Source organism: Sphaerotilus natans (assembly GCF_900156335.1).
Lineage (GTDB): Bacteria > Pseudomonadota > Gammaproteobacteria > Burkholderiales > Burkholderiaceae_C > Sphaerotilus > Sphaerotilus natans.
On sequence record NZ_FTMZ01000021.1, the window covers coordinates 74,957 to 86,816 of the forward strand.

The following is an 11,860-nucleotide window of genomic DNA, read 5'->3' on the forward strand; positions in this document are numbered from 1 at the left end:
TCTTGTCGTGGAGAGGGATCAGTTCAGCTTCTTGACCAGCACCTGCGAGCGCCGGTCCCAGTTGTACTTGCGCTTGCGCGCCTCGGGCAGCCAGTCGGGGTCGACCTGCTGGAAGCCGCGCTTGACGAACCAGTGCATGGTGCGGGTCGTCAGCACGAAGATGCTGTCGAGGCCCATCGCGCGGGCGCGCTGCTCGATGCGCTTGAGGATGCGCTCGCCGTCGCCCTGGCCCTGGACCTGCGGCGAGATGGTGACCGCCGCCATCTCGCCGGTGCGTGCTTCCGGATAAGGGTAGAGCGCGGCACAGCCGAAGATGATGCCGTCGTGCTCGATGATGGTGTAGGCGCCGATGTCGCGCTCGATCTCGGTGCGGCTCCTCTTGACCAGCGTGCCGTCGCGCTCGAAGGGCTCGATCAGCTGCAGGATGCCGCCGACGTCGTCCGAGGTGGCCTCGCGCAGGCTCTCGAGCTTTTCGTCCACCACCATCGTGCCCACGCCGTCGTGGGTGAAGATCTCCATCAGGATGGAGCCGTCGGCGGCGAAGGGCAGGATGTGCGAGCGCTCCACGCCGCCCTCGCAGGCCTTGACGCAGTGCTGCAGGTAGAAGGCCGGATCGGTCGGACGGGTGGGGGCTGGCAGGCGCTCCAGCAGCCGGCGCGCCTCGGCCAGCGACAGCTCGGTGTCGATGGCGCTCTCCGGGTCGTCGAGGTCCTCGCGGATGCCGGCGATCTCGGTCAGGAACATCAGCTTGTCGGCCTGCAGCGCCACCGCCGTGGCGGTGGCCACGTCTTCCATCGTCAGGTTGAAGGCCTCGCCAGTCGGCGAGAAGCCGAAGGGCGACAGCAGCACCAGCGCGCCGATGTCGATGGCGCGACGGATCAGGCCGGCGTCGACCTTGCGCACCAGGCCGCTGTGCATGAAGTCGACGCCGTCGACGATGCCGACCGGCCGCGCGGTCAGGAAGTTGCCCGAGACGACGCGCACCGTCGAGTTGGCCATCGGCGTGTTGGGCAGGCCCTGCGAGAAGGCGGCCTCGATCTCGAAGCGCAGCTGGCCGGCGGCTTCCTGCGCGCAGTCGAGCGCGACCGGATCGGTGATGCGCTTGCCGTGGCTGTAGCGCGAGGTCTGGCCCTTGGCGCGCAGCTGTTCGTCGACCTGCGGCCGAAAGCCGTGCACCAGCACCAGGCGGATGCCCATCGCATGCAGCAGCGAGAGGTCCTGCGCGAAGGCGTTGAGCTTGCCGGCGGCGATCAGCTCGCCCGCCATGCCGACGACGAAGGTCTTGCCGTGGTACGCATGGATGTGCGGCGCCACCGAACGGAACCAGGGGACGAAGGTGTGCGGGAAGACGAGGCTCATGGTGGGCGGCATTGTGCCCGAGCAGGCCGATCGGGGTCGGAGCCGGTCGCCGGCATCATGCCGATGCCACCCGACGCCCCGCCGGCGATGTCGCCGCACTGGGGCAGCTATGTCACGGTCGACAACGTCGACGAGACCGCCGGCGAATGCGCCGCGCTCGGTGGCCGTGTGCTGCTGCCCCCGACCGACATTCCCGAGATCGGCCGCTTCGCGATGCTGCAGGATCCGCAGGGGGCGTTGTTCGGGGTGATGGGGTATCTGCCGGCGGTGCCGTGATCGGGGTGGGCAGACGCTCGGGGCGTTCTGGATGACGAGAGGCTGCAGTCCGACCAGATGTATCGGCAGCTTGATCTGTGAAAAACCGCCGATGTTGTTCCCCAATTCGGTGCGACGATCCTTGCAGAAACACAGGTGGCACAAGCCACAGATGCAAGGGAGTCATCGTCAATGCAGGACATCGGGGCCGCAGACCTCAAGAGCATCCTTCACTCGAAACGCGCCAATCTCTACTACCTCGAGCATTGCCGCGTGCTTGTCAACGGCGGGCGGGTCGAGTACGTCACAGAGCAGGGCGCGCGCTCGCTGTACTGGAATATCCCGATCGCCAACACGACGACCATCCTTCTGGGCACCGGCACATCGCTGACCCAGGCCGCGATGCGCGAGCTGGCCAAGGCCGGCGTGATGGTGGGGTTCTGCGGTGGCGGTGGCACGCCACTGTTCGCTGCCACGGACGGTGGGCTCGACATCGCATGGATGTCGCCGCAGAGCGAATACCGACCCACGGAATATCTCCAGGGCTGGGTGCGCTTCTGGTTTGACGACCGCCTGAGGTTGCAGGCCGCACGGGATTTCCAGCAGATTCGCTTGCGCCGTGTTCGCCAAGCCTGGCGCGACAGTCGCACGCTGAATCGAGAGCGCTGGAGCCCTGATCTGGCGACGCTGGACGCGCTGCTGGACGCCTCCTCTCAGGCGATTGATGGCGCGGCCGACCACACGGCGCTGTTGACCGAGGAGGCGCGTCTGTCCAAGCAGCTCTACCGGCTGGCCGCGCAGGCCACACGCTATGGCGAGTTCACCCGCAGCCAGCGGGGCGACAGCACCGACACGGCCAACCGGTTTCTTGACCACGGCAACTATCTCGCTTATGGCCTGGGGGCCTCGGCCACCTGGGTGCTGGGCCTGCCGCATGGTCTGGCGGTGCTGCATGGCAAGACGCGGCGCGGCGGGCTGGTGTTCGATGTCGCCGATCTGGTCAAGGATGCGGTGATCCTGCCGCAGGCTTTCATCTCCGCCATGCGAGGGGACACCGAGCAGGAGTTCCGCCAGGCCTGCATCGAGACCCTGACCCGCAGCGAGTCGCTCGATTTCATGATCGACACGCTCAAGGATGTCGCGCAGCGACTGGGCGCTCAGGCCCGCACGGCCACCACCCCCACGATCCCGTCCTGATGAACATCCTGCTGATCTCGCAGTGCGACAAGCGCGCGCTGGTGGAAACCCGTCGCATCCTCGATCAGTTTGCCGAGCGGCGTGGGGACCGGACCTGGCAGACGCCGATCACGCAAGACGGGCTGGACACGCTGCGGCGCCTGCTGCGCAAGACAGCGCGCCGGAACACGGCGGTGGCCTGTCACTGGATCCGCGGGCTGGACCACAGCGAGCTGCTGTGGACCGTCGGTGATGCCAGCCGCTTCAATGCGCAGGGTGCCGTGCCGACGGAGACGACCTTCCGCAACGTGCTGCGTGCCAACGACGAGAACGACTGGCACACCGGCGAGGACATCCACCTGCTGACCGCGCTGGCGGCGCTGCTGCACGACCTGGGCAAGGCGAGCGAGGCCTTCCAGGCGCGGCTGGCCGGCCGGCTGACCGAGCGCAACCAGTACCGGCATGAATGGGTGTCGCTGCGGCTGTTCGAGGCGTTTGTCGGCACCGACGACGATGCCACCTGGCTGAAGCGGCTGATCGCGCCGACCCCGGAGGATGACGCCACCTGGACGCGCCGCCTGCGCCGCGACGGGGTGGACAGCGGTGCGCTGCCGACACCGTTCGCGGCGCTGAAACACGCCCCGCTGGCGCAGGCGGTCGGTTGGCTGGTGGTGACGCACCATCGGTTGCCGGTGTTGCCGGCTCATGATGAGCACGGACAGCAACGCTTTGCTGGTTGCCCGAGCGGCCGTTTCGGCGCTGAGAGTCTGTGTGATGCCTTGCTGCACATGCAGGCCGATTGGAGCGAGGTGGTGGCCGGTGCGCCTGCTGAACAGGTTCGGCCGTACTGGACGTTCGACCCGCATGTCCTGCCCGTGACACTGCCTCACTGGCGTACCCAGGCGCGCCGGCTGGCAACAAGGCTGCTTGCCCTGGTGCAGCGGCCTGATCGACGTGCTGGTTTCGCATGGCTGGATGAGCCGTGGGTGATGCATCTGAGCCGAATGGCGTTGATGCTGGCTGACCATCACTATTCCAGCTTGAGTGTGCAAGGCTCCGACGAGCGTCAGGCCGATGGGCGTCTGAGCGTGCCAGCCGGCTGTACGTTGTTGGCCAATACCCGCAAGGATCTGCGCGGACGCACCGTAGGCAATCAGACCCTGGATGAGCACCTGCTGGGTGTTGCGGCCGACAGCCGTGCCATCACTCATGCACTTCCCAGCCTGAGGCGTAGCCTGCCTGACTTGGGGCGGCCCCGGCTGCTGCGTCAACGAAGTGCTGATGAACGCTTCCGATGGCAGGACAAGGCTGCTGATCTGGCGACCGAACAGCGAGTCCCGGCCGAACAACATGGGGCTTTCATCGTTAACATGGCCAGCACCGGTTGCGGCAAGACGCTGGCCAATGCCCGCATCATGGATGCCCTTGCTGAGCCTGAGCGGGGCATGCGCTGCGTTTTCGCGATGGGGCTGCGCACGCTGACGCTGCAGACGGGGAGGGCGTTTCAGCAGCGGTTGCAGCTCAAGGACGAGCAACTGGCCATTCGGGTCGGTGGCAGCGCAAGTCGGGCACTTTTCGATCACTTCGAGCAGCGTGCGGAGGCCACCGGTTCGGCTTCTCAGCAGGCATTGCTGCTGGAGCCGGAAGAAGAGGGCTCGGTCGAATTCGGTGGTGACGCTGCCATCGATACCCATCACCCGCTGCTGGCTCGCGCGCTGCACGATCCAAAGGTGACGAGCCTGCTCGTGGCACCGATCCTGGTTTGCACCATCGACCATCTTGTTCCGGTCACGGACAGCCTGCGTGGCGGCCGGCAGATTGCCCCGATGCTGCGTCTGCTCACCAGTGATCTGGTGATCGACGAGCCGGATGATTTCGATCTGGCTGACCTGCCAGCACTGACCCGGCTCGTCCACTGGGCAGGGCTGCTTGGCAGTCGTGTGCTGCTGTCCTCAGCCACGCTGACGCCCTCGCTGGTACAGGGGCTGTTCATGGCCTACCGGGCTGGCCGGACTGCATTCCAGCGCCATCGTGGCGCTGAGCCTGGGCGGGCTGGGGTGCCACCCGAGGTGGTGTGTCTGTGGGTGGACGAGTTCCAGCGACAGGCCACCACTTGCCCGACGCTGGATCATTTCAGACAGGCCCATGAGCAGTTCACAGCGCAGCGCAGTGGCAAGTTGGCCGAACAGGCGGCCACGCAGGCCCGGCGCCGCTGTGCTCTGATTGACGTACGCGACCTGCAGCAAGTCGGTCGCGACGAGGAGCGATACGCCGCACTGGCGCTGCTGCTGCGCCGTCATGCCGTCGAATTGCACACGCTGCATGCGGTGCCTGATCCCCGGTATCCGCAGCGGCGCGTCAGTTTCGGCTTGATCCGCATGGCCAACATCGAACCGCTGGTGCAGGTGGCGCTCAAGCTGTTCGAGACAGGCGTGCAGGAAGGCCACCTGATCCATCTCTGCGTCTACCACTCGCAGTTTCCGCTGCTGGTGCGCTCGAACATCGAGCAGCGCCTCGACGCGGCCCTGGACCGCCGTCGGCCCAATGCCGTGTTCGATCTGCCCGACATCCGCGCCCGGCTGGATGCCCATCCGCAGGCGCTGCAGCAGATGTTCATCGTGCTTGGCTCGCCGGTGACCGAGGTCGGTCGGGATCACGACTACGACTGGGCCATCGTCGAGCCATCGTCGATGCGGTCACTGATCCAGCTGGTCGGCCGGGTGCGGCGTCATCGCGAGGGGGCATGCAGCACACCCAACGTGCGGGTCTGGAACACCAATCTGCGCTACTTCAGTCGGAGGCCAGGTGAGCCGGTGTATTGCAAGCCAGGCTTTGAGGACAAGACGGCCCTGCTGGAGCACCACCTGCTGCCGCAGTTGCTGCGCCGCGAGGAATTCGGCGTGGTCGATGCCCGGCCGCGCATCCGGCAGCCTGAACCGCTGGAGTCGGCCCAGCGTTGGGTCGATCTGGAGCACCATCGCCTGCAGCGGGCGTTGCTGCCTCCGCGGGCCGGATCCGCTGCATATCAGGGGTTGCCGACCGGAGAGGCGGCCTGGTGGTGGTGGGACCGGCCGGCTCGTGATGTGTTGATGACCGCGCTGCTGCCGCAGCACCAGCCGTTCCGCGCTGATCATCGGCAGCAGATCGACCTGTGCCTGCGCCCTAGCGACGACGATCCCGATCGCATCGAACTGACCGAGGTCATCGACCAGAAGACCGGTCACCCGGACTATCCGCCGATCCAGGCTCGCCATCTGCCGTGGCCTGATGACCGTGTGCAGGGGCCCGGCATCGTGCCATGGGCAGACACCGACTACGCCATGGCTTTGCAGACCTTGGCCGATGCGATGGAGATGTCACTCCAGCGTTGTGCCGAGCGGTTCGGTACGTTGAGTCTGCCGAACAGCACGCAGGGCTGGCATTCCCACCCTGTGTTGGGGTTCGTGCGGCGCATTTGACTCATGATCCAAGGAGGGCCGACAGTGCCGAATCTTTCAGGGAGGCCGGCAGACATCCGGCAGCATATTCATCACGCGATTCAGCAGCGGCTTGCCGAACTGCTGGATCAGGTCAAGGGCAGCGACGCCGCCGCAGAAGCGCGCCGGTCAGCCCTGCGTGAGACGTGGCGGTGGCCACAATTGCTTGACGAGGGCTTGAAGTACATCGGCCAAGTGCAGTTGGCAACGCATCTGGTCAAGGCGGTGCATCCGGATCCGCCGGTGCGTATGGCCACCAACTTGCTGGTCCGACCACAGGACATGCACGCCTTGCAGGAAGTGGGTTCGCATGTGCTCGGCGAGGACTTCGATCTTGACGCCACTGGCAATGGCGCGGTGAACAAGAAGGTCGCCGATCTGGCTGCCGTGCTCATGGCGACGCGGTTCGAGAGCCGCTCGCTGCTGGATCATCTGCAGGCAGGAGACGAGGATATCGGCCTTGCCTTCGGGCTGCGGGCTGAGCAGACGGCCCTGCTGGCTGACATCACCGGTCAACGTTGTCCGACACCCGCCTCGCACCGCAAGCTCAAGCAGCTCTACTGGCTGACCGGCACGGATGCGCTCGATGATGAGCACTACCACCTGCTGGCGCCACTCTATGCGACCTCGCTGGCGCACCGGGTCTTCAAGCGGCTGCGCACCGAGCGATTCGGTGATGCGGTGCAGGAGGCCCAGAACGCCCGCAAGGCTGGTCAATTTCATGAGCGCCCGATTCGCATCTGGCCGCATCTGGCCGAGCAGAATCTGGGCGGCACCAAGCCCCAGAACATCAGTCAGCTCAACAGTGAGCGGCGCGGCAGCAATTTTTTGCTGGCTTCGTTGCCACCGCAGTGGCGCAGCCGCGACGTGGTGCCGCTGTTGCAGACCGAGACGCTGTTCCACCGCTTCGGCCGGCGGCCGGAGGTGCGCCGGCTTGTTCGCGAACTGCGTAGCTTCCTTGCCACCCAGCCGCCCCGCAACAAGGAAACCCGCGACACCCGCGACGATCTGGCCGACGAGCTGAATGACCAGTTCCTGCTGTTTTCGGCCGAGATGCGCGAGCTGCCACCAGGCTGGAGCGATGTTCCCGAATGCCGACTGCCGGACTGCGAGCGGGCTTTCCTGGACCGCTCGCCTGGATGTCTCCGGAACGATTGGCAGCACGAGCTGGCTGGCCGCTACGCCAACTGGCTCAACGCGCAGCTTGGCGCCAGCGACGCGCTGAAGATGGGCGATGCCGAGCATGCCCACTGGCGCCGCGATCTGCTGGAAGCGCTGGCCGATCATGAGCAGGAGCTGAACCATGCCGACTGAACGGCCCGACATCAACCATCTGCTGGTGCTGCCCAGGCTGCGCATCCAGAACGCCAACGCCATTTCCAGTCCACTGACCTGGGGGTTTCCATCCATCACGGCGTTCACTGGGCTGATGCACGCGCTCCAGCGTCGCCTCGGGGCGCTGACGCCCTTCGAGTTCAGAAGTGTTGGTGTGATCTGCCACGACCTGCAGGCGCAGGTGGCCACCTCGAAGCACGAGTACAGTTTCAACCTGACTCGAAATCCGGTGGACAAGGACGGCAGCACGTCAGCCATCGTTGAGGAGGGGCGGGCGCATCTTGACATCACGCTGGTGTTCGGTCTCCATGGCACCGGCATGGCGCATGCCGATCACGCCACGCTGCAGCAGCAGGCCCGTGTCGTGGTTGAGACGCTGGCCGGCATGCGGGTGGCCGGTGGCAGCGTGATGCCCTCGCTGTCCGCTTCGCCACGGGAGACCATGCCGGCGCTGCTGCCGTTTCCATTGCACTACGAAGCCGAGGCACGCGACCGCGCATGGCGTCGGCTGGCACGACGCTGGTTGCCCGGTTTTGCCTTGGTGGCGCGTGACGATCTTCTTGTCAGCCGGTTGACCGGTCTGCGTGCTGAGGCGCCCGATGCCACGCTGCTGGACGCATGGCTGGATACGGTCGCGCTGACCCAGCGTGCGCAGCGTGTCCACGCTCCGGATGGCACCGAACAGATTGAATGGCAGACCGAGCGGCGGCCCGGCTGGATCGTGCCGATTCCGGTGGGCTATGTCGCGCTGTCAGCACTGCATGAGGCCGGCGCGGTGACCCGTGCGCGTGACGGCAATACGCCGCTTTGTTTCGTAGAGAGCATTTACAGCCTGGGGCAATGGATCAGCCCGCATCGGCTGGGGGACGCCACCGATCTGATGTGGTGGCCCGATCACGACCCTGCCACTGGCCTCTACCGCTGCCGCAACACCTACCGGCCTTCTGCTCAGCCGTATCCCGAAGTGGATCTGAAGCCATCTGCCCCGTCAGAGCTGCTGGAAGACCCAGATTCCCCGTTCAACTACGTCTAAATTCAAGGAGAGATTCATCATGGCAACCAAGAAAGAGTCGACCGGTCTGGTCACCGCATCCGTCCTGGCCTTCGAGCGCAAGCTCGATCCGTCTGACGCGCTGTTCTTCGCTGGCGCCTGGGAGGCGCGGGGCGACAGCGCGGGCTGGCCGGCGGTGGAGGTGCGCGCGAAATCGGTGCGCGGCACGATCTCCAACCGGCTCAAGACCAAGGATGCCGATCCGGCCAAGCTGGACGCGGCGATCCAGAACCCCAACCTGCAGACCGTCGACGTGGCCGCGCTGCCGGCGGACGCCGACACGCTGAAGGTCACCTTCACGCTGCGGGTGCTGGGTGGCGCCGGCACGCCCTCGGCCTGCAACAGCGCCGACTACCAGGCCAAGCTGCTGGCGACCGTGAAGGGCTATGTCGATACGCAGGGCTTTGGCGAGCTGGCGCGGCGCTATGCGGCCAACCTGGCCAACGGCCGCTTCCTGTGGCGCAACCGCGTCGGGGCCGAGCAGGTGGAGGTGCAGGTGGCGCATTGGGTCGAGGGCCGGGCGGCGCAGACCTGGACCTTCGATGCGCTGGCGCTGTCGCTGCGCAATTTCGACGCGCTGCCGGTCGAGCAGGCGGGTGCGGTCGAGGCCGTGGGCGAGCTGATCGCCAAGGGGCTGGCGGGGCAGCGGCATGTGCTGCTGCAGGTGACCGCCTTCGTGCGCATCGGAGCCGGGCAGGAGGTGTTCCCGTCCCAGGAACTCATCCTTGACAAGGAGAAGGCCGGCAAGAGCAAGACGCTGTACACGGTCGGCGGCATCGCCGGCATGCACTCGCAGAAGATCGGCAACGCGCTGCGCACGATCGACACCTGGTACCCGGACTTTGCCGCAGACCAGATCGGCCCGATCGCCGTCGAGCCGTATGGCTCGGTGACGACGCTGGGCACGGCCTGCCGGCCGCCCGTCAAGAAGGCCGATTTCTACACGCTGCTGGACAACTGGCTGCTGAAGGACCAAATCCCGAGCCTGGAGAACCAGCACTTCGTGATGGCCACGCTGGTCCGGGGTGGCGTCTTCGGTGATGCCGGCAAGGACTGAGTGGTGACAACGATGGATCACCATCTCGATCTCCGGCTGCTGCCGGACCCCGAGTTCGGTCCTCTGGCGCTGATGGAGGCGCTGTACGCCAAGCTGCACCGGGCGCTGGCTGCGCAGGGCTGCACCTGCATCGGCGTGAGCTTTCCAGAGGTCAAGGGGCTTGAGCTGGGGCTGTGTCTGCGGCTGCATGGCTCGCGCGAGGCGCTGGCCATGCTGATGGACACGGCGTGGCTGCGGGGCATGCGCGATCACCTGACGATCGGCGACATCGCTGCCGTGCCGGCACAGGCTCGGCATTGCTGCGTGTCGCGACGGCAATCCCACAGCAGCCCGGAGCGCATGCGCCGCCGGCTGATGCGGCGTCAGCAGATCGACGAGGCCACCGCGCGCGAGCGCATCCCCGATCAGGTCGCAGCCTTCCTGAAGCTGCCGAGCCTGCAACTGCGCAGCAGCAGCACGGGCCAGCACTTCCGGCTGTTCATCCAGCACGGCCCGCCGCAAGACGCTCCGGTGCCCGGCGCCTTCAACGCCTACGGTCTCAGCGCCACGGCCACCGTGCCCTGGTTCTGACGACCCTTTTTCGGGGCGGCGGCCTCCGCTCCTTAAAAATCAAGCACTTAGCGCAGGCCCCCGAAAGAGGGTCTCGCGCCAGGATCTGGCAGAATGTCCAAGCGCGACAAGCACTTGGGTGTCTGCCAGCTCTAGTGAACTGCCGGGTAGGCAGCTCAGAAAACTGGGCCCAGGCCGGCAACAGCGCAGTGCTAGTGAACTGCCGGGTAGGCAGCTCAGAAACTCGTCGATCACGCAGCGCTGCCGGATGTCCTGTGAACTGCCGGGTAGGCAGCTCAGAAATTCATGCGGGTTGATGCTTGCCAGCATCCCGAGTGAACTGCCGGGTAGGCAGCTCAGAAAATGCCCCGCTGGCAGGCCGGCCTTGTCTGGCTGTGAACTGCCGGGTAGGCAGCTCAGAAAAGCAACGCGCCGCGGCAGCGGATGCCACGCCTGTGAACTGCCGGGTAGGCAGCTCAGAAAAGCGTCCGGCGTTGAAGTCGATCACCGACTCGGTGAACTGCCGGGTAGGCAGCTCAGAAAAATCAGCGCCTCGTAAGCCACCGGCTCTTCGTGTGAACTGCCGGGTAGGCAGCTCAGAAAACCATGCCCGGTGCGGTGGTTGTAGTAGCTGTGTGAACTGCCGGGTAGGCAGCTCAGAAAAGTGCCGGGCGCGCGGCGCGCCCCCTCAATTCGTGAACTGCCGGGTAGGCAGCTCAGAAAAGATCGCGCCTGAACTGAAGCAGTCCCTCAACGTGAACTGCCGGGTAGGCAGCTCAGAAACCTCGGCCTCTCGGCCTTGTTCGCGCAGCGCCGTGAACTGCCGGGTAGGCAGCTCAGAAAAAGTGGTCCTGTTGAGAGAAACGCGCGTGAAAGTGAACTGCCGGGTAGGCAGCTCAGAAAACTACCCTAGGAACTACCATCATGCAAGCCATGTGAACTGCCGGGTAGGCAGCTCAGAAACCCTGAGCCCCCAGCGCCAGGGCAGCGCCCGGGTGAACTGCCGGGTAGGCAGCTCAGAAAATGTTGTAACGGTTGTCGTACTCGCGCTTCCAGTGAACTGCCGGGTAGGCAGCTCAGAAACGCCAGGATCGCGACGTGCTCGGGCTGCACGAGTGAACTGCCGGGTAGGCAGCTCAGAAAGCCAGCGCCGCGATCACGGCGCTCGACTTGCTGTGAACTGCCGGGTAGGCAGCTCAGAAAATCGGGAGGGGTTGCCGGAGACGCTGACCCAAGTGAACTGCCGGGTAGGCAGCCAGGGCGATTGCATTAGCCACCACCCCGATTGAGTGGTAACAATCCAGCCCGACCTCGCAGCCCAAGACACGATGCAAGACCACCCGACGGCCCCCGGCGATGAGCTGATGCAGCACTTTGAAGACCTGGCCGATCCGCGCCGGCAGACCGGCCGCTTCCAGTACCCGCTGCAGGAACTGCTGCTGACGGCGCTGTGCGCGGTGGCCGCGGGCGCCGAGGACTGGGTCGATGTCAGCGAGTGGGGCGAGTTCAAGCTGGAGTGGCTGCGGCGCTTCCTGCCCTTCGAGCAGGGCATCGCCTCGCACGACACGTTCAGCCGGGTGTTCGCCCTGCTGGACTCGGTGC

The 11,860-nt window shown here is 65.8% G+C and carries 9 protein-coding genes and 1 CRISPR repeat array; of the genes, 8 read left to right on the forward strand and 1 reads right to left on the reverse strand.

What is annotated here, in order from left to right; genetic code table 11:
* Positions 1-18: 18 nt before the first annotated feature.
* Positions 19-1,359 carry an amino-acid N-acetyltransferase gene (gene argA, locus BW996_RS16690; RefSeq protein ID WP_037477069.1) on the reverse strand — a complete coding sequence of 447 codons (1,341 nt, stop codon included), beginning with the start codon at positions 1,357-1,359 and terminating at the stop codon, positions 19-21.
* Positions 1,360-1,416: 57 nt separating this feature from the next.
* Between argA and BW996_RS16695 the strand changes: the two genes are divergently transcribed.
* The 8 genes from BW996_RS16695 to BW996_RS16730 all read left to right on the forward strand — a co-directional run.
* Entirely contained in the window at positions 1,417-1,635 is a 219-nt protein-coding gene (locus tag BW996_RS16695) for a VOC family protein (protein ID WP_051631396.1), read from the forward strand.
* 171 nt (positions 1,636-1,806) lie between these two features.
* A complete protein-coding gene (gene cas1f, locus BW996_RS16700) occupies positions 1,807-2,811 on the forward strand; it encodes a type I-F CRISPR-associated endonuclease Cas1f (RefSeq protein WP_037477068.1) in 1,005 nt (334 codons plus the stop codon).
* Positions 2,811-6,248, forward strand: a complete 3,438-nt coding sequence (gene cas3f / locus BW996_RS16705) for a type I-F CRISPR-associated helicase Cas3f (RefSeq protein WP_037477066.1) — start codon at positions 2,811-2,813, stop codon at positions 6,246-6,248. The genes cas1f and cas3f overlap by 1 nt, the downstream gene beginning before the upstream one ends.
* Before the next feature lie 24 nt (positions 6,249-6,272).
* Positions 6,273-7,580 (forward strand): type I-F CRISPR-associated protein Csy1, encoded by a 1,308-nt coding sequence (csy1, locus tag BW996_RS16710; protein WP_162177936.1) that lies wholly within the window; start codon positions 6,273-6,275, stop codon positions 7,578-7,580.
* On the forward strand, positions 7,570-8,634 hold the full coding sequence (csy2, locus tag BW996_RS16715) for a type I-F CRISPR-associated protein Csy2 (protein ID WP_037477064.1): 1,065 nt from the start codon (positions 7,570-7,572) through the stop codon (positions 8,632-8,634). Before csy1 ends, csy2 begins: the two co-directional genes overlap by 11 nt.
* A gap of 19 nt (positions 8,635-8,653) precedes the next feature.
* Positions 8,654-9,709, forward strand: coding sequence for a type I-F CRISPR-associated protein Csy3 (gene csy3 / locus BW996_RS16720; RefSeq protein ID WP_037477062.1), 1,056 nt, complete (start codon positions 8,654-8,656; stop codon positions 9,707-9,709).
* A gap of 12 nt (positions 9,710-9,721) precedes the next feature.
* Positions 9,722-10,279 carry a type I-F CRISPR-associated endoribonuclease Cas6/Csy4 gene (cas6f, locus tag BW996_RS16725; RefSeq protein WP_037477060.1) on the forward strand — a complete coding sequence of 186 codons (558 nt, stop codon included), beginning with the start codon at positions 9,722-9,724 and terminating at the stop codon, positions 10,277-10,279.
* Between the two features lie 134 nt (positions 10,280-10,413).
* Positions 10,414-11,461: a CRISPR direct-repeat array (repeat unit 28 nt; unit sequence GTGAACTGCCGGGTAGGCAGCTCAGAAA).
* Positions 11,462-11,586: 125 nt separating this feature from the next.
* Positions 11,587-11,860: transposase family protein (locus tag BW996_RS16730; protein ID WP_139330922.1), on the forward strand; the 274-nt coding region annotated here is incomplete at its 3' end.

What these genes read in the sequence shown, in the direction of transcription:
- cas3f (WP_037477066.1), top strand. Translation starts at nt 2,811, where the DNA reads ATGAACATCCTGCTGATCTCGCAGTGCGACAAGCGCGCGCTGGTGGAA.
- cas1f (WP_037477068.1), top strand. Translation starts at nt 1,807, where the DNA reads ATGCAGGACATCGGGGCCGCAGACCTCAAGAGCATCCTTCACTCGAAA.
- csy2 (WP_037477064.1), top strand. Translation starts at nt 7,570, where the DNA reads ATGCCGACTGAACGGCCCGACATCAACCATCTGCTGGTGCTGCCCAGG.
- argA (WP_037477069.1), bottom strand. Translation starts at nt 1,359, where the DNA reads ATGAGCCTCGTCTTCCCGCACACCTTCGTCCCCTGGTTCCGTTCGGTG.
- cas6f (WP_037477060.1), top strand. Translation starts at nt 9,722, where the DNA reads ATGGATCACCATCTCGATCTCCGGCTGCTGCCGGACCCCGAGTTCGGT.
- csy3 (WP_037477062.1), top strand. Translation starts at nt 8,654, where the DNA reads ATGGCAACCAAGAAAGAGTCGACCGGTCTGGTCACCGCATCCGTCCTG.
- BW996_RS16695 (WP_051631396.1), top strand. Translation starts at nt 1,417, where the DNA reads ATGCCGATGCCACCCGACGCCCCGCCGGCGATGTCGCCGCACTGGGGC.